Consider the following 19,604-nt stretch of genomic DNA (forward strand, 5'->3'; position numbering starts at 1 on the left):
CGCCATGAGAACGGCCCGACTGATCAACCCGCTCAGAGCCGCCGCCGTGGCGGCAGCGGTCCTGCTCGTTCCCGCGCAGGGCGCATCGGCGGCGCCCGCCCCGCCGGCCGCGGCCGCCACGTCGCTGACCGAGGTGACCGTCTCTCCCGTGGACCTCGACGGACCGGTCATCTCCACGGTGAAGGTCACCGTCAAGAACTCCGCACCGCAGCGCCTGCGTTCACTCAAGGTGGCGTTCGCCGGCCCCGTCGGATGGGCGGTCCAGCCCTCCGTGCAGAGCGTGTCCGGGTCCTTCGCGACGGGCGCCTCGGCCTCCGTGACGTTCCGCATCCAGGTGCCGGAGAAGCGGTCCGGTTTCGTGATCCGTACGTTCACCGCGACGGCGACGTACCAGGGAGGCGACGGCCTCAACACGGCCACCGGCACCCGGACCGACCGCTCCGGCTCACCGCAGGCGAACCTCGCGGCGGCGTACAACGGGGTGGCGATCACCGACGAGTCCGCCACGACGCCGGGGAACTACGACGGCGAGGGCAACAGCTTCTCGGCGCAGAAGCTCGCCGCGGTCGGCCTGACACCCGGAGCGAAGGTCGACGCGCTGGGCGCCACCCTCACGTGGCCGGACGTGCCGGCCGGTACCAAGGACAACGTGGCGAGCGCGGGGCAGGCCGTGTCGCTGGCCGGCCAGGGCTCCGAGCTGGTGTTCCTCGGCTCCGGGGTCGGCAGCGGCGCCACGGGCACGGCCACCGTCTTCTACACCGACGGCACCTCGACCACGGGGTCGTTCGGCTTCCCCAACTGGTCGTTCGACGCGCTCGACGCCCACGGCGCGACTCCGGTGAAGTCGACGGACGGCCGCAACCGGCCCGACGGGTACGGCAACGAGACCGTGAAGTACAGCGTGTTCGCCCACTCCATCGCACTGGACCCGTCCAGGACGGTGGACTTCGTGGTGCTGCCGGCGAACGGGAACGTCCACCTCTTCGACATGGCGATCGCTTCCTGAGCGTCCTCCACGAACGGGCCGGGGCCCCGGGCGGCGCTCAGCGCCTGCCCGGGGCCCCGCTGCGGGTCAGCCGTTGGCGAGGAGCTGGAGCGTGTCGATGACACGGTTCGAGAAGCCCCACTCGTTGTCGTACCAGGCGACGACCTTGATGTGCCGGCCCTCGACCCGGGTGAGCTCCGAGTCGAAGATCGACGAGGCCGGGTTGCCCGTGATGTCGGACGAGACGAGTGCGTCCTCGGAGTACTCCAGGACCCCGGCGAGCGGCCCGTCCGCCGCGGCGCGGTAGGCCGCGAGCACGTCCTCGCGCGAGACGTCGCGGGCCACCGTCGTGTTGAGCTCGACGATCGAGCCCACCGGCACGGGTACGCGGATCGAGTCGCCCGACAGCTTGCCCTCGAGGTTGGGCAGCACCAGGCCGATCGCCTTGGCGGCGCCGGTCGTGGTCGGCACGATGTTCACACCGGCGGCGCGGGCACGGCGGGCGTCGCGGTGCGGGCCGTCCTGCAGGTTCTGCTCCTGCGTGTAGGCGTGCACCGTCGTCATGAAACCGTGTTCGATCCCGGCGAGTTCGTCGAGCACCTGGGCCAGCGGCGCGAGGGCGTTGGTCGTGCACGAGGCGTTCGAGACGATCGTGTGCAGGGCCGGGTCGTACGCGTCGGTGTTGACCCCGAACGCGAGCGTGACGTCGGCACCGTCGGACGGCGCGCTGACGAGCACCTTCTTCGCGCCGGCGTCGATGTGGGCGCGAGCGGCCTTCGCGGACGTGAAACGGCCGGTGGCCTCCAGCACGATGTCGACGTCGAGCTCGGCCCAGGGAAGCCGCGCCGGATCGCGCTCGGCGACCACCTTGACGCGGCGGCCGTCGACGACGAGGACGTCCCCCTCGAGTGTCACCGGGCGGCCCAGCCGGCCGGCGGTCGAGTCGAACGCGAGCAGCCGCGCCAGGGCGGCGGGCTCGGTGAGGTCGTTGACGGCGACGACTTCGAGGTCGCTGTCGCGCTCCAGCAGTGCGCGCAGCACGTTGCGTCCGATGCGGCCGAATCCGTTGATGGCGATGCGAGTCATGGGGTGTCCCTTCGTCCCTGCGGTTCGCCACCAAGGTTCGCTCGCCGCACCCCTGTCGTGGCAGCGGCGTGAGCGCCACGGTTCGAAAGGATCACGCCACCGGGCGCGGGGCTACCCGGCACGGGCGAACGTGCGCCGGTACTCGCTCGGTGTGGTGCCGAGAATGCGCTGGAAGTGGAGCCGCAGATTGGTCCCCGTACCGAGTCCGGTCTCCGCGGCGATCTGCTCGATGCTCTGCTCCGAACGCTCCAGCAGCTCGCGGGCCATGTCGACGCGGGCCCGCATGACCCACTGCATCGGCGTGTAGCCGGTGTCCTCGACGAAGCGCCGCGAGAGTGTGCGCGGCGAGACCGCGGCGTGCCGGGCGAGCGCGTCGAGGGTGAGCGGCTCACCGAGGCGGTGCAGCGCCCACTCGCGGGTGGCGGCGAACCGTTCGCCGAGTGGTTCGGGCACGCTGCGCGGCACGTACTGCGCCTGGCCGCCGCTGCGGTAGGGCGCCGCCACCAGGCGCCGGGCGGCGTGATTGGCCGCGGCCACGCCGAGGTCGCCGCGCAGGATGTGCAGGCACAGGTCGATCCCGGAGGCGGCGCCGGCGGAGGTCAGGACGCTGCCCTCGTCGACGAACAGGACGTTCTCGTCGACCTGGACGAGGGGGTGCTTCGCCGCGAGCGCCCGCGCGTAGTGCCAGTGCGTCGTCGCCCGCCTGCCGTCGAGCAGGCCCGTGGCGGCGAGCGCGAAGGCCCCGGTGGAGATGGCCGCGAGCCGCGCGCCCCGGTCGTGGGCGGCGACGAGTGCGTCGACGACGGCCTGCGGCGGGTCGTCGCGGTCCGGAAAGCGGTAGCCGGGGATGAAGACGATGTCGGCCCACTCCAACGCGTCGAGACCGTCGGCGACGTGGTACGACAGCCCGTCACCGCCGGTCACGAGGCCGGGCGCGGCGCCGCACACCCGTACCTCGTACGGCATGCTCGCGCGCGTGGTGAACACCTGCGCGGGGATCCCGACATCGAGCGGCTTCGCGCCCTCCAGGACGAGGACGGCGGTGCGGTGAAGACGGGAGGCTGACACGGGACACAGCGTACGAGGGGCCCGGCCGCGCCGGCGAACAGATCCGTCGGCGCGGGCGGGGGTCGTGCCCCTGCTCAGCCCGCGAACCGGGCCATCCACGCCTCGACGTCCTCGGCCGAGCGCGGCAGGCCGGCCGACAGGTTCTCGTGGCCGTCCGCGGTCACGAGCAGGTCGTCCTCGATCCGGACACCGATGCCGCGCCACTCCTCGGGGACGGTGAGGTCGTCGGGCTGGAAGTACAGGCCGGGCTCGACGGTGAGCACCATGCCGGGCTCCAGGGCGCCGCCGACGTACTCCTCGTGCCGGGCCTGCGCGCAGTCATGGACGTCCAGACCGAGCATGTGGCCGGTGCCCGCCATGGTGAAGCGGCGCTGGAGGCCGAGTGCGTACGCACGCTCCGCCGGACCCTCGATGAAGCCCCACTCGACCAGCCGGACCGCGAGGTGTCGCTGGGCCGCCTCGTGGAAGTCGCGGTACGCGGCGCCCGGCTTGACGGCCGCCATGCCGGCCTCCTGGGCTTCGTACACCGCGTCGTAGACCTTGCGCTGCACGGGGGTGAACGTTCCGCTGATCGGCAGCGTGCGGGTGACGTCCGCGGTGTAGAGGGTGTGGGTCTCCACGCCGGCGTCGAACAGGAGCAGCTCGCCCGGGCGCACCGGGCCGTCGTTGTCCGTCCAGTGCATGATCGTGGCGTGGTCGCCGGCGGCGCAGATGGTGCCGTAGCCCACGGAGTTGCCTTCCAGCCGGGCGCGGCGCAGGAACGTGCCCTCGATCCAGCGCTCGGAGGAGGCGACCGCCCCGGAGAGCTCGCCGACCGCGTCGGTGAACCCGCGCACGGTGGAGTCGACCGCTTTGCGGAGCTCGCCTATCTCCCAGTCGTCCTTGACGAGGCGGAGGTCGCCGAGTGCCTCTTCGAGGTCGGCGTCGCGCTCCTCGTCGGTGCTGACGGCGGCCTCCAGGGCCGGGTCGACACCGCGCACGATCCGGGTCGGCACACGGGAGGCGGCCGCCAGGTCACCGGCCGCCGTGCGGACGTCGCGGCAGGGCAGACCGAGCACGCGTTCCGACTCGGCGAGGGAGCGGCGCCGGCCCATCCAGAGCTCCGCCGTGGGGCCGGTCCAGAACTCGTCGTTGTCCCTGCTGTCCCGGGGCAGCTGGAAGCAGTAGGCGTCGTGGCCGCCGTCCGGGCGCGGTTCGAGGACGAGCGCGCCGTCCCGGGCCCGGTCGCCCGTCATGTGTACGTAGCCCGAGTACGGGCGGAAGGGGTAGGTGTCGTCGTTCGACCGGACCTTGAGGTTGCCGGAGGGGATCACGAGGCGCTCGCCGGGGAAGCGGGCGGAGAGCGCGGCACGGCGGAGCGCCGCGTGCGGGGCCTGCTCGTCGGGCCGCAGGTCGTGCTGCTCGGTGTCGGCCCAACCGGTGCGCATCAGGGCGGACAGTTCCTCCGAGATCCCTGAGTAGAGACCGTTCTTTCGGCCCTTCGCCACGTCATTCTCCTTCTTCGGGATGGTTCCTCGGCGCGAGGGCGCGCGAACGGAGACCTCCGGACGCGCACCCTCGCTGCCGCCGGTCGCCGGCGGCTCCCGGACGCTATCCCGCAGGGCGGGGCCCTGACGCCCAGTCCCGCCAGTGGCACAGATCAGCCAGACCTCGGGCGGGGGCGGTCGATAATGGCGGGTATGACGAACGTGAAACTCGGGGAGGCCCTGCGGCTCCTGGGCATCGACCGGACGGCGAGCCGCGTCTATCTGGCCCTCCTGGATCTGGCCCCCGCCCCGCTGGACGCGATCGGATCCGCGGCCGGCCTCGACCGCACGGAGTTCGCCACGGCGTACGCGGCGCTGGTCGACGCCGGTCTGGCCAGTGCCGCCGAGGAGGGCGAGGAGGTAGTGGCACCGGTTCCGCCCACCGCGGGGCTGGAGATCCTGGCGCGGCACCGGGCGGCCGAGGTCGAGGAGTCACGCATCGCGGTCGGGGGCGCGTTCGAGTCGTTCCGGCGACAGCGGCTCGCGGCGTACAACGACCATCTCGTCGAGGTGGTGACCGGTGACGCCGTCGGTCCCAGGATCCGTCAGGCCTGGGCCAGTGCCCGGGACCAGATCCGGCAGTTCGAGTCGCCGCCGTACTTCCCGCTGCCCGGTGCGACGGACGACGCGCTGGCCACGCTCGCCCGCGGGGTGACGCAGCGTGTCGTGTACTCGCGGGAGTCGCTGGAACATCCGGGCCATCTGCGGGACGTCATCGAGCCGTGCGTCAGCGCCGGCGAACAGGCCCGGGTCCTGCCCTCCGTGCCGGTCAAGCTGGTGATCATCGACGAGGCGTACGCGCTCGTGTCGTTGTCGATCAAGGAGGCCGACGTGCACAACACGATGCTCGTCGTGCAGCCTTGCGGTCTGCTCTCGGCACTCGTGGCGCTGTTCGAACAGTCCTGGCGGAACGCCCTGCCGTTCCACGGTCACGCCACCCGGCCGGGCGGTCTGCCACCCGGCGACCGCCGCCTCCTGTGGCTCCTGGCCGGCGGCGCGAGCGACGATGTGATCGCCCGTGAGATGGGCATCAGCCGCCGGACGCTGTTTCGCCGTCTGTCGATCCTGATGGCCCGGCTGGGCGCCGCGAACCGCTTCCAGATGGCTCTGCAGGCACAGCGCTCGGGGTGGCTGTGAGCGGGCGCGGCCGGGCCGCGCCCGCTCCCGTTCAGATCACGTCGGCCTGCGGCCGGGCCGGATCGTCGAGGAAGCCGCCGGACTGGTGCTGCCACAGCTTCGCGTAGGCCCCGTCCGACGCGAGCAGTTCGTGGTGCGTGCCCTGCTCGATGATCCGGCCGCGGTCCAGCACCACGAGCCGGTCCATGGTGGCGACCGTGCTCAGCCGGTGTGCCACCACGAGGGCCGTCCGCCCGTCCATGAGCCGCCACAGCGCTTCCTGGACGAGGATCTCGCTCTCCGAGTCCAGGGCGCTGGTCGCCTCGTCGAGCAGCAGGATCGGCGCGTCGCGCAGGATCGCCCTGGCGAGGGCGACACGCTGGCGCTGTCCGCCGGACAGCTTCACGCCGCGCTCCCCCACCATCGTGTCGAAGCCCTCGGGCAACGCGTCGGCGAACTCCGTGACGTGTGCGGCCCTGGCCGCGCGGCGGATCTCGGCGTCGGTGGCGTCGGGCCGGGCGAACGCGATGTTGTCCCGCAGTGTGCGGTGGAACATCGCGGGGTCCTGCGGCACATAGGCGATCATGCTCCGCACGTCGGCCTGGCGCAGTCTGCTGATGTCCTGACCGCCGATCAGGATCCGGCCGCCGTCGATGTCCGTCATCCGCAGCAGCAGACGGCTGAGCGTGGTCTTGCCGCCACCGGACCGGCCGACCAGGCCGATCTTCGCACCGCTGCACACGGACAGGTCGAGGGACTCGAACAGCGGCGGCGCTCCCGCGTGGGCGAACGTCACCTGCTCGAAGCGTACGTCGGCCGCCCGGGACAGCAGCGGTTCGGGCGACTCCGGGTCGCGCAGGGCCGGCGGCGTCAGCAGCAGTTCGGTGAACTGGGCGGCCTCCGTCATCGAGCTCTCCAGCCGGCGGTAGATCTGGTTGAACTCGAACATGATCCGTGTGGCGTTGGAGTAGTACATGAAGGCGACGACCACCGCCTCGACGCCGTTCCCGCCTCCGCTGAGAGCAACGGCGAGCAGCAGGCCCAGGGCGTTGGTCAGCACGGACATCGGCGCGACGAGCGTGTCGATGCGGAGGTTGCCGTAGTCCCAGGAACGCAGCGTGAGCCGTCGGGACTCCGCGACGCGGGTACGGTGCTCGGCCGCCTCGCGGCCCTCGGCGGCGAACGCCCGGACCGTGTCCATATTCATGAGGCTGTCGGCCACGTGGCCGGCCACCCGGGCGATCGCCTGCTCCCGCTCTCCGACGAGGGCCTGCCGGCGGCGGATGAGCGGGGCCGCGCACAGCGCCGTCGTCGCGATCATCGTCAACAGGACGATGACGAGCAGGGGTTCGTAACGCCACAGCACCACCGATCCGAAGATCAGCGGCACGAAGCTGCCCACGACGGAGAACGTCAGCGTGTCGACGAACTCCTCGAAGCGCGAGGCGAAGCTCAGGACTCGCTTGGTGAGCGATCCGGCGAAGTTGTCGTGGAAGAACGAGGCGTCCTTGGCGTACAGCTCATCCATGCCCTGCACGTACAGGTGCTCGATGCCGAGGGAGTCGAGGCGGTTGAGGAAGTGCACGCCCACGCGCCAGCAGACCTCCGCGAGGAGCAGCACGCCGGCGAAGGCGAGGACGTAGGGGAGCATCGAGCCGATGTCGTCGTCCCCGTCACCGGCGATGTGGCCGACGAGCTTGGCGACGACGAGCGGGGCGACGTAGTTGATGCCGATGTTGCCCATGGCCGGCATCAGCATCGCGGGTAAGGTCAGCCGTTTTCGGCGGGCCAGCTCCTTTCCGTAGTAACGAAGTGCGAGGAGCACGGAGCCCCTGCCCGGCGCTTCGTGTGATTCAGGCGATCCCATACCAACCCTGTGTGGTCGTGCGGCCGCCCGCCACGTGCTGCTGCGGAAGGAGGCGCTTGCCTCACCGGCCGCGCGGAACTTCGGTTTCGAGTGGAGTGCCCTCGCCGGGGTGATCCTGCGGCACACGGCGTGCGGCGGTGTGCCGGGGTGAGTACGAGAGGGGTTCGGCGAGGGGTTTCAGTGTCCCGCCCCCGCACCCGCCGAGTCCAAGCGTTTTTCCGGGTGGCGGTCTGCCGACGGAAGTGTGGCCGCCCGCACTGCCGAAATCCGCGCTTCGCTCTCGCGATGGGCGGACCCGGAGCGACGTGGCCCGGTCAGCGGCCCGTAGGCGCCGCGGCGCGCCGCCGCCGTTGCTCGGCCACGTCCGCCACCGGTGATGAGAGCAGCAGGGTGCGGGTGTAGCTGTGGCCGGGTTGCGAGGTGACCGTCGCCGCGTCGCCCGTCTCCACGATCTCGCCCCGGTGGATCACCGACACCCGGTGACTCATGAAGCGGACCACGGACAGATCGTGGGAGACGAACAGGTACGAGACGCCCGTGTCCTCCTGGATCTCCAGGAGGAGGTCGAGGACCGTGCGCTGGGTGGTGAGGTCGAGTGCGGACACGGGTTCGTCGCAGATGACGAGGCGGGGGCGCAGGGCCAGGGCGCGGGCGATGGCGACGCGCTGGCGCTGGCCACCGGAGAACTCCCTCGGCAGGCGGGCCGCGGCATCCGAGGGGAGGTGGACCCGGTCCAGCAGGTCCGCGACCCTGCCCCGGGCATCGCGGGTGGCCGCGCCCTGGCCGATGAGGGGTTCGGCGAGGGTGTCGCCGATGGTGCGGGCGGGGTTCAGCGAGGTGTAGGGGTCCTGGAAGATGACCTGGAGGTCGCGGCTGAGGGCGCGGCGGCGGCGGGCATCGGCCCGTTCGATCCGTTCTCCGTCGAAGGTGATGGAGCCGGAGCGTACGGGGACGAGGCCGAGGACCGCCCGGCCGATGGTGGACTTCCCCGAGCCGGACTCGCCGACCAGGCCGAGGGTTTCGCCGGGTCGGACGGTGAGGTCCACCCCCTTGAGGACTTCGGTGTCGGGGACGCGCCGGCCCTTGCCGGGGAAGGAGACCCGCAGGTCGCGGACGGTGAGCAGGTCGTTCGAAGGGCCGGCGTCCTGTTGCGTGTTCATGCGGTGGCGGTCCTTGCTGCTCGGGGGTGCCAGGGGGCACGCGTGGGAGCGTCGTCGAGTACGGCGGCGAGCAGGGTGCGTGTGTACGGGTCCTGCGGTTGGCCGAGGACCTGCTCGGCGGTGCCGGTCTCCACGATGCGGCCGGTGTTCATCACCGCCACCCGGTCGCAGACGTCGGCGACGACTCCGAGGTTGTGGGTGACCAGCAGCACGCCGAGTCCGCGCTCCTTCTGCAGGCGGCGCAGCAGGCCGAGGACCTCCGCCTGGACCCGTACGTCGAGCGCGGTGGTCGGTTCGTCGGCGATCAGGAGTTCCGGGTCGCAGGACATCGCGCCGGCGATGAGGACGCGCTGGGCCATACCGCCGGAGATCTCGTGCGGGTAGAGGCGCAGGGCGCGTTCCGGCTCGGGAATCTCCACGAAGCGCAGGAGTTCCAGGGCCCGGGCGGCTGCCTCCTTGCGGGAGAGCCCGAGGTGGTGGCGGAGGGGTTCCATGAGCTGGCTGCCGATGGTGAACGCGGGGTCGAGGTTGCTCATCGGTTCCTGCGGGACGTACCCGACTGTCCTGCCGCGCAGGGCGCGGTGGTCGCGCTCGCTCATCCCGGCCGCCTCACGGCCGTTGACGGTGATGCTGCCGCGCGTGACGCGGCCGCCGTCCGGCAGGATGCCGAGGATCGAGAAGGCGGTCTGCGTCTTGCCGGAGCCGGATTCGCCGACGAGTCCGACGATTTCACCGGGGTGCACGTCGAGGTCGACGCCGTGCACGACCTCCTTGTCCGCTCCGTCGGGCTGGGCGTAGGCGACGGCGAGGCCGCGTACGGACAGGAGGGCAGCGCGGGGCGCCGTCGGCCGGCCGGAATCCTGCTGACCGGCGGTGGCCGGGGCGGGGGGCCGTCGGCGTGCGGACCGCGGTCGCGGGGTCTGCTCCTCCAGGGCGTCCCGCACCGCGCCGGCCATGAGGACGAGGGCGCAGTTGGTGAGGCCGAGGGCGAGGCCCGGCCACAGGATGAGCAGGGGTGCGCGCTGGATGTTCTGGAACGCCTCGTTGAGCATGGCGCCCCAGGTGGCCGTCGATCCGCTGCCGACGCCGAGGAACTCGAGACCGGCCTGGAGTGCGATGGCGATGCCGGCGACGAGGGCGACCTGGATGATGATGGGGCCGCGCACGACGGTCAGCACGTGGCGGGCGACGATGCGGGCGTCGGACAGGCCGGAGACCTTCGCGGCATCCACGTACAGCTCGCCCCGTACGTTGGCGACGATGCCGCGCACCAGGCGGAAGAAGCTGGGTGCCACCAGGACGCCGAGCACGATCATCAGCACCCAGACATTGGGGCCGAGGATGGCGCGGGACGCCAGCAGGACGACCATGGCGGGCAGTGCCATGACGAGGTTGACGGTCCAGTTGGCGACCGAGTCGAACCGGCCGCCGTGGTAGCCGGCGAAGAGCCCGGACGGCACACCGAGTGCCAGGGCGATGGCGAGGGCGAGCAGGGCCCCGCCGAGCGTGTTGCGCCCGCCGTACAGCACGCGGGACAGGATGTCGCGTCCCGCCGAGTCCATGCCGAGCGGGTGCCCGGCGCTCGGGTCGGCGAACGCGTCGGCGAGCACGGAGGCGCCGGGTTCCTGCGGTGCGATCAGGGGCGCGAGTACGACCGCCAGGACGATGAGGAGGAGGAGTACCGCGGATGCTCCGCCCAGGGGGTTGCGCAGCACCCGCCGGATGGCGCCGCGGGGGCGTACCGGGTTCGGCTTGTCGCCCGGCGGTGGGGCGACGGTGGGGCCGGGGGCGGCCGTCGCTGTGAGGTTCTCGCTCATGCGGCCCTCGCCTTGGGGTTGAGCCAGCCGATCAGGACGTCGACGAGCAGGTTGATCAGGACGACACCGACCACGGTGAGCATGACGAGCGCCATGATCACGGGGATGTCGCCGCGGGTGGTGTAGGTGACGGTCATGCTGCCGATGCCGGGCAGGCCGAAGATCTGCTCGACGAGTACGGCGCCGCCGAGCAGTCCCACGAACTGCATGCCCAGCACCGACAGCGCGGGCGCGGAGGCGTTGCGGAGCACGTGCTTGAACACGATCCGGGACTGCGGCAGTCCGCGGGCCCGCAGGGTGCGTACGTAGTCCTGTCGCAGGACGTCGATGACGGCGCCGCGCACCTGCTGGGAGACGCCCGCTACGGACGCCACGGACAGGGACAGGACCGGCAGGGTGACGGTGGACAGCCAGCCGCTGGGCGAGTCCGTGAAGCCGGTGTAGCCGATGGCGGGGAACCAGTCCAGCCGGACAGCGAAGACCAGGACCAGGACCAGGGTCAGCAGGAACCCCGGCAGGGCGTACCCCACCACGCCGAGTATCTGGACGAACCGGTCGACCGCTCCGCGGCGCACGCCCGCCCACACGCCGAGGAGGAACGCCAGGACCGTGGTGACGGCCGTGACTCCGAGCATCAGGCTCGCCGTGACCGGCAGCCGGTTGCCGACGGCCTGGCCCACGTCCTCACTCGTGAACCAGGAGCTGCCGAGATCACCCCGGACGGCGTGCGACAGCCAGCTCCCGTACTGCCGCACGACCGAACTGTCGAGGCCCAGGGAGGCGTTCTTGGCGTCGACGGCGTCCTGCGTGGCGCTCGTCCCGAGCAACTGCCGTCCCACGTCGATGTGCGGGATCGACAGGAGCAGGTAGGAGAGGAAGGAGATGACGATCAGGAGCACGGCGCCCGAGGCGATCCTGCGGGCGATGAAATTCAGCATGACACTCGGTATCCGTCGGAGCGGTGCGCTACTTGGCCGGCGCGTAGTTGTAGATCGAGGGAACGGCCATGCCGGACTGCGGGCTGATCTTCACGGTGCCGTCCGAGACGTGGAGGTAGCTCATCCGGTAGAAGGGCACGAACCAGCCGTCCTCGACGAGGTGCCGGTTGAGCTCCTGTGCGGCCGGCTTCGCCTCGGCCGCGGTGCCCGTCCGGATGCGCGGCAGCAGCTTCTGGGTGGTCGCGTCCGTCGTACCGAACATGTTGAACGCGCCGGGCGTGACGAGGTCGTTGGCGGCCGCCCAGTCGGAGGTGGGCTGGCCGATGTTCATGACCATGCCGGAGTAGGCCCGGTCCTTGAACACCTTCTGGACCGCTGACGCGCCGTCCAGGTTGTCCCACACGAGCTTCACACCGATGGCCTCGAAGTCCGACTGGAGCGAGGACGCGAGTGCGTCGTTCACGATCGCCTGGATCCGGGGCAGCTTGAGGGTGAATCCGTCTCCGTACCCGGCCTCCTTGAGCAGCGCCTTGCCCTTGGCCGGGTCGTGGGAGTAGTACGAGTCCAGCTTCTTGTCGTACGCCTGGGTCTCGGGGCCGAAGACCTGGTCGGTGGTCTCGCCGCGGCCCTGACGGATCCGGTCGAGCATCGTGTCACGGTCGACGGCGTAGTTGAGCGCCTGCCGCACGCGGGGGTCGCGCAGCGCCGGTGTCAGCTTGCCTCCCCGGTCGAAGAGCAGCAGGCCCTGGAAGTCGATCTCCTGCTTCTGCGTCTTGACCTCGGAGCCGGCCTCGATGGCCACCTGCTGGTCCGCCGTCTGCAGGAGAGCCGCGTTGATCTGTCCGGTCTTGAGGCCGTTGGAGATGGCGGTCTCGTTATCGAAGAAGCTGATGGTGATGTGCTCGTACGGGAGCTTCTTGCCCCAGTAGTCCGCGTTGCGCGCGTAGGACCACTTGGTACCGACCGTCGTCCTGGCCTTGTCCAGGCGGTACGGGCCCGTGCCGTCCGGTGTGGTCGTGAGGCTTTCGCCCCCTGCGAACTGCTTGGGGTTCGCCATCAGACCGGGCGCGTCGCTCAGGTAGAACTCCAGGGCCGGGTCGGCCTGCTTGAGCTTCAGCGTGACGTGGGTGGCGTCGACGACCTCGACCGCCTCCAGGTCGGCCAGCCACTTCGCGGAGGCTCCGCCGCCCTTCCGGAAGCGCTCCAGGTTCGCCTTGACCGCCGCACCGTCGAAGACGCTTCCGTCGGCGAACTTCACGTCCGCCCGCAGGGTCAGGGCGAGCCGGGTGCGATCCGCGTCGTACTTCCACTCCGTCGCGAGCATCGGGCTGAAGCTGCCGTCCGGCTCGCGCTTGATGAGGGTGTCGTACACCGTCTGGAAGAACGGCAGCGCGCTCCCGGTGGCCACGGCGGGGTCGAGGCTCTGCGGGAGGGTCATCGTCGCGATGGTCAGCGTCGAGGACCCGGCGCCCTCGGCGCCGTTGCCGGCGCCTCCGCAACCCGCGAGGGCGAGTGATGCCGCGACGCAGGCGGCCGCCGTCGCGATTCGGGCTGTTCTGCTCATGTCTTTCGCTCCGTCTGGAGAGCCGGGGAGTGTGCGCCCCGGGGAAGATTGCGGGTGAGCCTACACACGGAATTAACCACTTGGTAGGTTTTCGATCTGTGAAATCAACCAGCCGGTAAGTTCTGCCGGCCGACGCCTCGGAACGAGGCGGGGAAGGGCCCTTCGCGCGGCGGCGGCGACGCACGCCGGAGCCGTAGCGCGACCCTCCGGCACTCCCGGGCAGCAGATGCGCGAGACTGCCGGGCAACGACCGACTGCCGCTGGAGACCTCCGAAGTGAACGATCATCGGCCGGGCGTGCCGCAACGCCTGTCGAAGGGCGAACGCACCCGCGCCCGCATCCTCGGGTCGGCGACCGAACTGTTCGCCCGCTCCGGCTTCCACGCGGTCTCGCTCCGCGACATCGCCGCACACGCCGGGCTCACCCACGCCGGCCTGCTGCACCACTTCCCCGGCAAGGAGGCGCTGCTCCTGGAGGTACTGAGCCTCCGGGACGAAGTCGACGCGCGACTGCTCTTCCCCGGCATCCTGCGACCGGACGCCCCTGAGCCGGAGCCCGAGGAGCGGCTGCACCGGCTGGTCGAGGTCGTCGTCCGTAACGCCCGGACGCCGGGCCTCGTCGCCCTGTACGCGAAGCTGGCGGCGGAGGCGTCCGATCCGGAACACCCCGCCCACCAGTACTTCGTGAAGCGCTACCGCGTGCTTCGCCGGGAGATGACCGAACTCCTGGAGGCGCTGTTCGCGGCGGCCCGACCGGGGGCCAGGGGCGATCCGGCGGCCGTGGCCCAGCAGTGGCTCGCCCTGATGGACGGGTTGCAGACCCAGTGGCTGCTGGAGCCGGACACCGTGGACATGGCGGAGCAGGTCCGCGCCTTCCTGCGGATGCACGGGCTGCGACCGGAGCGCGGGGAAGCCGCTGGGGACGTCAGTCGTTGAGGGTGGCGAGGACCGCATCGGCCATGCTCCTGTGCCCGGTCGCGTTCGGGTGGAACCCCGCGCCCTCGGCGGAGTCCGCCGGTTCGATCCAGCGGTCACCGGCCGCCTTGCAGGCGTCGTGCCCGACGGACGGCCCGTAGGTGTCGACGTAGTCGGCGCCGGCCCGCTGCGCCAGCATCGTGTTGAGGTACTTCTCCTTGTCCCGCACCCACGGGAAGTCGCCCACGGCCAGCGGGATCGTCTGGCGGCAGGCCGTGCCGTCGTCCGGCAGGAGCGAGGGGTAGCCGACCAGCAGGACCCTGGCCTGCGGCGAACGGGCGTGGATCTCGTTCAGCACCACGTCGATCTTCGGCGCCGTCGAGTTGATCCGGGAGCCGATCTCGTCCGTGCCGAACAGCGTGAAGCTGTGCTTGCACGGCGAGCCGTACGGTGACAGGTAGGCCACCAGCACGCAGCGGGTGATGACTCCCGTCAGGTCGAGGTCATTGCCGCCGACCCCCAGGGTGACCAGCGTGGTGTCCGGGCCGAGCGCGTCGAGCTGGGGCGGCACCGATTCCTGACTGCCCGCCATGTGCGTGGTGTCGGCTCCGGCGCACGTGACGTCGGTGAACTCGGCCGCGCCGACGGCGTTCGCCACGAGTGACGGGTAGTTCCGGTCGGAGCGGCCGCAGACCGTGTCGGTCTGCTGCGGAATCCCGGGGCCGGAACTGTACGAGTCGCCGAGGGCGACATAGTGCTCCCCCTGCGCGGCCCGCTCGCCGGCCGGTGCTGCGACGCCGGGCGCCGCGGCGCCGATCAGCAGGGCGGCGGCGGCCGCCGCGGCGAAAGCCAGACGCGGGGCACGGGAGCCCGCGCCGGTGACTGACGCGGACGGGACCGCCGCACGGTGCGCAGGGGTGGATGACCGACCGGATACCGACATGACCGTTCCTCGATTCGTGGCAGAGCGGAGCGGGTGGGCCGGGCGGCAGAGGAGAGCTCATCGGAGCAGGCCGCCCGAGCACGAAAACCGTACGGTGATCGGTTTCTGGCCGTCAAGAGCCCTGCCGAAAAGAAATCCCGGACCGATAGGCCGCCCACACCCCGTCCGCGCGAGCCCTTGACACTGAAAACCGATCACCATACGTTTTTGGGTCGCATGCCGTCCTGCCCCGATTCGCGGTACCGGATCGCCGAGCCGGCACGATCCGCGCACAGCCCGCGCACGCCGCGTCCGCCGCCGGCCCCTCCCGACGAAGGCCCGCACCGCGCGCCCCCGCTCCTACGAAAGCCTGATAGGTACGCCGTATGCCTCAGAACCCGTCCCGCCCGTCGCCCGCCAACGCGCTCTCCCTCACCGAGAAGGCCGCACTGACCAGCGGGGCCGGGGACTTCGTCACTCAGGAGTCCTCGGCCGCCTTCGCTCCCGCCGTCACCATGTCCGACGGCCCGCACGGCCTGCGCCTGCCCAAGGAGAGCGGTGACGGCGGCCAGCTCGACCTGCACAGCGCCGCCCCCGCGACCTGCTTCCCGCCCGCCGTCGCCCTCGGCAGCAGCTGGAACCCGGAGCTCGCCGAGCAGGTCGCCGGCGCGATCGCGGCCGAGGCCACGGCGTACGGTGTCCGGGTCGTGCTCGGCCCCGGCATCAACATCAAGCGGTCGCCCCTGTGCGGGCGCAACTTCGAGTACTTCTCCGAGGACCCCCTCGTCTCGTCCGAACTCGGCGGCGCCATGGTGCGCGGGCTGCAGAACGCCGGGGTGGGAGCGGCGCTCAAGCACTATGCCGCCAACAACCAGGAAACGGACCGGATGCGGGTCAGCGCCGACATCGACGAGCGCCCGCTGCGGGAGATCTACCTGCGCGCCTTCGAACGCGTCGTCCGCCGCGACCGCCCCTGGTCGGTCATGGCCTCCTACAACGGCGTCAACGGCGTCCCCGTGTCGGAGAACGCCCGCCTGCTGACCGGCATTCTGCGCGGAGAGTGGGGCTTCGACGGGATCGTCATGTCCGACTGGGGAGCGGTGCGGAACCGGGTCGCCGCCCTGCGCGCCGGACTCGACCTCCAGATGCCGGGTACCGGCGGAAGGACTGACCTGGAGGTGGCCGCCGCCGCCGAGTCGGGCGCACTGGACGAGGAGGTCCTCGACCTCGCCGTCGAACGGCTCGTCCGCTTCGCACAGCGCACGACGGACCCGGCCGGCTCCTCGGGGCCCCTCGACGTGGACGCGCACGGATACGTGGACGGTCATCATCGTCTGGCCGGCACGGCGGCCGACCAGTGCGTCGTGCTCCTCAAGAACGACTCGGCGCTGCTGCCACTGGACCCGGCCGCCGGCCGTCTGGCCGTGATCGGTGAGTTCGCCCGCACGCCACGGTTCCAGGGGGCCGGCAGCTCGCAGGTGACCCCGACCCGGCTCGACGTACCCCTGGACAGCCTGCGCGAGCTGGCCACCGGCGCCGACGTGCGCTTCGCCGCCGGGTACGCCCTCCCGGGCACCGAGGTCGCGGCCACCGAAGACCAACTGGCGCAGGACGCGGTGCGCCTGGCGGCGGACAGTCAGACAGTCGTGCTGTTCCTGGGGCTGCCTCCGCAGGACGAGTCGGAGGGCTTCGACCGCGAGCACATCGACCTTCCCGCCGCCCAGACCGAGCTGTTGGAGCGGGTGCTGGCGGTCAACCCCCGCGTCGTGGTGGTGCTGTCCAACGGGGGTGTGGTGCGCACGGCCCCCTGGCAGGAACGGGTGCCCGCCCTCGTCGAGGGGTGGCTGCTCGGCCAGGCGGGCGGCGGCGCGCTCGCCCGGGTGCTGTTCGGTTCCGTCAACCCGTCCGGCAAGCTCGCGGAGACCGTACCGCTGCGACTGGAGGACTCCCCCAGTCACCCGTCGTTCCCCGGCGAGGAGGGCAGGGCCCGGTACGGCGAGGGCGTCTTCGTCGGATACCGCGGCTACGACGCCCGCCGCTCCGAGGTCGCCTTCCCGTTCGGCCACGGCCTCTCCTACACGACGTTCGGCTACGACGGCCTGCGCGTGGACGAGGCCGACGGCGTGTTCCGCGTCGGACTGACCGTCACCAACACCGGTGCCCGGGCCGGTCGCGAGATCGTCCAGATCTACAGCGCCGGCCCGGCGGACTCACGGATCCTGCGTCCCGTACGCGAACTGCGCGGGTTCGTCTCGCTGTTCCTGGAGGCCGGGGAGAGCCGGGAGGTGGTCGTGGAGGTGGCACGGCACGATCTGGCGTACTTCAGCGAGCGGGAGCACGGCTGGAAGGTCGAGGGCGGCCGCTACCGCCTCGAAGCCGGCGCGTCCTCGCGCGACATCCGCGGCTCCGTCGAGGTGGACGTCGAGGGTGATCCGTCGAAGATCCGCCTGACCGGCCGCAACACCCTCGCGGAGTGGCTCGAACACCCGGTGGGCGGGCCGCTGCTCGGTGAGTTGTTCGCCCGCGCCCGCGCGGAGGCGTCCCAGGAGGGCGGGGGCGCCCTGGCGGATCCGGTGATGCGGCGCTTCCTCGCGGGCGTACCGCTCGACGTCATCTGCGAGTTCCCGCAGAGCCCCGTACCGCCGTCGAGCCTGGGTGAACTGGCCGACGAGGTCGAGGCGCGCATGGCTGAGGACCTGGAACGGCGAGGCGCCTGACATGGCAGGCGGAGCCACGGTCAGCGGGCAGGTGGCGCCCGGCTGGGAGGCGGTACGCGATGCCTTCGCCCGGGGCCAGGCGTACGACCCCGGCTCGGCGCAACTGGCCGTCCACCACCATGGGCGGCTGGTGGTGGACCTCGCGGCCGCCGGCCCGGGGGTGGCCGGCCGGGCGCCGGTCGACCGCGCCTCGGCGGGCCCGGAGGCCGTCGGGCCGGCACCTTACGGGACGGAGTCGGTCGGCGTGCTGATGTCCGTCACGAAGGGGCTCGTCGCCGTCTGCGCACACCTGCTGAGCCGGCGCGGCATGCTGGACCTGGACGCGCCCGTGGCCCGTTACTGGCCGGAGTTCGCCGCAGCGGGAAAGGGCGCGACGACGGTGGCCGATCTCCTCACCCACCGGGCCGGGTTGCCCTCCTTCGCCTCCGACGCGGCGGGGGTCGGGCTGCCCGGGCTCCTGGACTGGGACAGCCGTGTCACGGAACTGGCGGCGATGCGGCCGCTGTGGGAGCCCGGGTCCGCGTTCCTCTACCACGCGCTCACATACGGCCACCTGGCCGGCGAGGTCATCCGCCGGGTGAGCGGGGTGAGCGTCGGGGCCTTCTTCGCCGCCGAGGTGGCGGCGCCGCTCGGCCTCGACCTGTGGATCGGGCTGCCGCAGGAGGCGGAACACCGGTTCGTCCCGCAGTTCTCCGTCCGTCCGGAGCCGACTCAGGAGCAGATCCGCGACCTCCTCGCAGGTCTCGGCCTCTCCCCCGCCGACCCGCTGTCCCTCGCACTTCGTGCGTCGGCTGCGGAACTGGCGGCCGCGACCGCGGCGCTGATGACCCGGCAGGGGCGCGCCGCCGAGTTGCCGGGCGCCGGAGGCATCGGCAACGCCCGGTCCTTGTCCCGGTTGTATGCCGCACTCGTCGGAACGGTCGACGGTGTGCGGCTGCTGTCCCCGCGGACGGTCGACCGGGCCCGGGCCCGGGCCCCGCGCAACGAGCACCTGGCGCCCCCGCCCCCTCTCGACGGCGGCGACGGCTCGGGCCGCTCCCGCTTCGGGCTCGGCTTCGAGCTGCCCCGACCCGGTCTGCCGATGCTGGGCGCGGGGTCGTTCGGTCATGCGGGGGCGGGCGGGCGGCTGGGCATGGCCTGCCCGGAGAGCGGCCTGGCCGTGGGGTACGTCTGTACGGCGATGTCCTGGGAGCCGGCGGCAGGCCCCGATCCGCGCTGGGGGGACTGGACCGGGGCCGTGGTGACCGCGGCAACCGAGCCGGTGCGGGGCTGAGACTCCACGCAGGTGGGGCAGGCCGCGACCATCCGGCCCGCCCCACCTGACCGGTTCTTCGTTTCAGGCCTCGCCGGGCTCCTCGCGCGGATCGAGGATCCGCATGAGGTCCTCGATGGGCTGTTCCATGTCCGTCGACCGGTCGATCAGCCACTGCAGCTGGATCCCGTCGGCCACGGCGATCAGGAGGACGGCCAGCCGCTCCGGGGGAATGGACGTACGGATGCGTCCTTCGTCCGCCCTCGCCCGGACGAAGTCCGCCACGCGCTCCCTCAGTACCGGGTAGCGCTCGGCGAAGTGTGCGTGCGCGGGATGCGCCGGATCGCTGGCGGCTGCGGCCATGGACACGAACAGCTCGACCAGACCGGGCGTCTTCGCGCCTTCCCGGATGATTTCGCGGTAGCTCTTCGGATCGTCGCGCTCCACCTGCCGCACCCGCGCCGTTTCGTCGCGCATGCGCAGGACCTGGGTGAGCAGGTCCTCCTTCGAGTCGAAGTAGTGCATCAGCCCGGGCAGGCTGAGATTGCACTTGGCCGCCACCTTGCGCAGAGAGGTACCCCGGTACCCCTCCGCCGCGAAGATCTCCAGTGCCGCGTGCAGGATCTCGCTGCGCTTGGCCTCGCCCTTCTCGTACGGGCCCCGTTTCGCCAT

The 19,604-nt window shown here is 71.6% G+C and carries 15 protein-coding genes; 5 read left to right on the top strand and 10 right to left on the bottom strand.

Annotated elements, in window-relative coordinates; all coding sequences use genetic code 11:
- The first annotated feature begins 4 nt into the window (after positions 1–4).
- Positions 5–1,006, top strand: a complete 1,002-nt coding sequence (locus tag ACFYPA_RS01265; RefSeq protein ID WP_359311979.1) for an NEW3 domain-containing protein — start codon at positions 5–7, stop codon at positions 1,004–1,006.
- 66 nt (positions 1,007–1,072) lie between these two features.
- On the opposite strand, the gene gap is transcribed toward ACFYPA_RS01265, so the two are convergent.
- The 3 genes from gap to ACFYPA_RS01280 all read right to left on the bottom strand — a co-directional run bounded on the left by gap (position 1,073) and on the right by ACFYPA_RS01280 (position 4,626).
- Positions 1,073–2,071, bottom strand: a complete 999-nt coding sequence (gene gap, locus ACFYPA_RS01270) for a type I glyceraldehyde-3-phosphate dehydrogenase (RefSeq protein ID WP_359079973.1) — start codon at positions 2,069–2,071, stop codon at positions 1,073–1,075.
- A gap of 111 nt (positions 2,072–2,182) precedes the next feature.
- Complete coding sequence (locus ACFYPA_RS01275; protein ID WP_359079971.1) at positions 2,183–3,139, bottom strand: helix-turn-helix domain-containing protein; 957 nt, start codon at positions 3,137–3,139, stop codon at positions 2,183–2,185.
- 74 nt (positions 3,140–3,213) lie between these two features.
- A complete protein-coding gene (locus ACFYPA_RS01280; RefSeq protein WP_359079969.1) occupies positions 3,214–4,626 on the bottom strand; it encodes an aminopeptidase P family protein in 1,413 nt (470 codons plus the stop codon).
- A gap of 192 nt (positions 4,627–4,818) precedes the next feature.
- On the opposite strand from ACFYPA_RS01280, the gene ACFYPA_RS01285 reads away from it, so the two are divergent.
- Positions 4,819–5,802, top strand: coding sequence for a LuxR family transcriptional regulator (locus tag ACFYPA_RS01285; protein ID WP_359079968.1), 984 nt, complete (start codon positions 4,819–4,821; stop codon positions 5,800–5,802).
- A 31-nt stretch (positions 5,803–5,833) separates the two neighbouring features.
- On the opposite strand, the gene ACFYPA_RS01290 is transcribed toward ACFYPA_RS01285, so the two are convergent.
- From ACFYPA_RS01290 to ACFYPA_RS01310, 5 genes are all read right to left on the bottom strand, one after another.
- Positions 5,834–7,648, bottom strand: a complete 1,815-nt coding sequence (locus tag ACFYPA_RS01290; protein WP_359079966.1) for an ABC transporter ATP-binding protein — start codon at positions 7,646–7,648, stop codon at positions 5,834–5,836.
- Between the two features lie 314 nt (positions 7,649–7,962).
- On the bottom strand, positions 7,963–8,808 hold the full coding sequence (locus ACFYPA_RS01295; RefSeq protein WP_359079964.1) for an ATP-binding cassette domain-containing protein: 846 nt from the start codon (positions 8,806–8,808) through the stop codon (positions 7,963–7,965).
- Complete coding sequence (locus ACFYPA_RS01300) at positions 8,805–10,625, bottom strand: dipeptide/oligopeptide/nickel ABC transporter permease/ATP-binding protein (protein WP_359079962.1); 1,821 nt, start codon at positions 10,623–10,625, stop codon at positions 8,805–8,807. Before ACFYPA_RS01300 ends, ACFYPA_RS01295 begins: the two co-directional genes overlap by 4 nt.
- On the bottom strand, positions 10,622–11,563 hold the full coding sequence (locus tag ACFYPA_RS01305; protein ID WP_359079960.1) for an ABC transporter permease: 942 nt from the start codon (positions 11,561–11,563) through the stop codon (positions 10,622–10,624). The genes ACFYPA_RS01300 and ACFYPA_RS01305 overlap by 4 nt, the downstream gene beginning before the upstream one ends.
- A gap of 28 nt (positions 11,564–11,591) precedes the next feature.
- Positions 11,592–13,127 (bottom strand): ABC transporter substrate-binding protein, encoded by a 1,536-nt coding sequence (locus ACFYPA_RS01310; protein WP_389128649.1) that lies wholly within the window; start codon positions 13,125–13,127, stop codon positions 11,592–11,594.
- A 275-nt stretch (positions 13,128–13,402) separates the two neighbouring features.
- On the opposite strand from ACFYPA_RS01310, the gene ACFYPA_RS01315 reads away from it, so the two are divergent.
- A complete protein-coding gene (locus ACFYPA_RS01315) occupies positions 13,403–14,062 on the top strand; it encodes a TetR/AcrR family transcriptional regulator (protein WP_389128652.1) in 660 nt (219 codons plus the stop codon).
- Here the strand turns inward: ACFYPA_RS01315 and ACFYPA_RS01320 are convergent.
- The gene (locus tag ACFYPA_RS01320) at positions 14,052–14,984 is read right to left on the bottom strand and encodes an SGNH/GDSL hydrolase family protein (RefSeq protein ID WP_359351897.1); all 933 of its coding nucleotides are present in this window, start codon (positions 14,982–14,984) and stop codon (positions 14,052–14,054) included. The genes ACFYPA_RS01315 and ACFYPA_RS01320 overlap by 11 nt on opposite strands.
- Before the next feature lie 365 nt (positions 14,985–15,349).
- Between ACFYPA_RS01320 and ACFYPA_RS01325 the strand changes: the two genes are divergently transcribed.
- Entirely contained in the window at positions 15,350–17,680 is a 2,331-nt protein-coding gene (locus ACFYPA_RS01325; RefSeq protein WP_359351900.1) for a glycoside hydrolase family 3 C-terminal domain-containing protein, read from the top strand.
- A 1-nt stretch (position 17,681) separates the two neighbouring features.
- Positions 17,682–18,953, top strand: a complete 1,272-nt coding sequence (locus tag ACFYPA_RS01330) for a serine hydrolase domain-containing protein (protein WP_389128656.1) — start codon at positions 17,682–17,684, stop codon at positions 18,951–18,953.
- Positions 18,954–19,016: 63 nt separating this feature from the next.
- Here ACFYPA_RS01330 and ACFYPA_RS01335 read toward each other — a convergent pair whose 3' ends face one another.
- The gene (locus ACFYPA_RS01335; protein WP_359079948.1) at positions 19,017–19,604 is read right to left on the bottom strand and encodes a TetR/AcrR family transcriptional regulator; all 588 of its coding nucleotides are present in this window, start codon (positions 19,602–19,604) and stop codon (positions 19,017–19,019) included.

The sequence above is a fragment of the Streptomyces sp. NPDC005775 genome (genome assembly GCF_042871565.1).
Lineage (GTDB): Bacteria > Actinomycetota > Actinomycetes > Streptomycetales > Streptomycetaceae > Streptomyces.